Source organism: Moraxella atlantae NBRC 14588, from assembly GCF_001591265.1.
In the GTDB taxonomy this organism is placed as follows: domain Bacteria; phylum Pseudomonadota; class Gammaproteobacteria; order Pseudomonadales; family Moraxellaceae; genus Faucicola; species Faucicola atlantae.
This window is the reverse complement of the sequence record NZ_BCUL01000070.1, coordinates 1-1,088: the sequence shown is the minus strand read 5'-3', so window position 1 is coordinate 1,088 and position 1,088 is coordinate 1. Positions and strand designations below refer to the sequence as shown.

Annotated in this window: 1 protein-coding gene; it reads left to right on the top strand. The window is 42.6% G+C overall.

All coding sequences use genetic code 11. The features are described from left to right. Positions 1–61 precede the first annotated feature (61 nt). Positions 62–1,081, top strand: a complete 1,020-nt coding sequence (locus MA2_RS10725; protein WP_067059665.1) for an IS701 family transposase — start codon at positions 62–64, stop codon at positions 1,079–1,081. Positions 1,082–1,088: the final 7 nt, after the last annotated feature.

Here is a 1,088-nt window from a genome sequence, read left to right as displayed (position 1 = left end):
GGACTTACGCAAAACGCATAAATTTTTGCGTAAGTTGATTAAAATATAGTAGCATAAAGGCATGAAGAAAAAGTCCGTCACCCGCTTAGACTACTGCCAATACTTACTGGTAAGCCAAGTAAATTATACCCTGACCAACTATGCCAAGCATCATCCCGAAGACATCAGCCATGACCGAATTAATCGCTATCTACGAGATGACAAACTAAAACCTAGGCTTGTATGGGAAAAAGTCAAAGACGACATCGTCATGGATGAAGACGGCTATCTCATCTTTGACGACAGCATCTTAGACAAAAACCACAGCCACAAAATTGAACTCGTCAACCGTCAATACAGTGGCAACGCCCATCGCATCATCAAAGGCATCTGTATCGTCAACTGTATCTATGTCAACCCAAAAACCCAGCAGTATTGGCTCATAGATTACCGCATCTACGATAGAGCCACCGATGGCAAAAGCAAACTTGACCACCTAAAAGACATGCTTAATCACAGCATTGAACACAAACAGCTAGCCTTTAAATATGTACTCATGGACACCTGGTACGCCACCAAAGACATCATGCTCTACATCGATGGCTTACAAAAAATCTTTTACTGCCCGTTAAAATCCAACCGCAAAGTCGATGACTCAAAAGGGGTAAACCCTTACAAAGCCGTCAGTGAGCTAACTTGGACTGACAAAGAACAACAAAACGGCAAACTGATTAAAATCCATAGCTTTCCCAAAGACTACAAAGTGCAACTGTTCCGAGTAGCGGTGAATGACAACCGCACGGACTGGATAGTCACCAATGACACCACTCAAGATTCATCTGATGGTACACGTTTGGTGTGTGCCATTCGCTGGAAGATTGAGCAGTTTCACCGAGAACTCAAACAGCTAACAGGGATTGAAAATAATCAGTGTCGTAAGGCTCGTATTCAGCGGAATCATATTTGTTGTTGTATGCTGGTTTGGCTGCAGTTAGCCAGACAGGCTAAACGGTTAAAACAATCTTTATATCAGGTTAAAAGGGGTTTACTCAGTGATTATTTGCGTGAGCAGTTACGCTCGCCTTCGGTAAAATTTGCGTAAGTCCTAA

Coding starts and splice junctions, on each gene's coding strand:
- MA2_RS10725 (WP_067059665.1), top strand. CDS start 62: ATGAAGAAAAAGTCCGTCACCCGCTTAGACTACTGCCAATACTTACTG.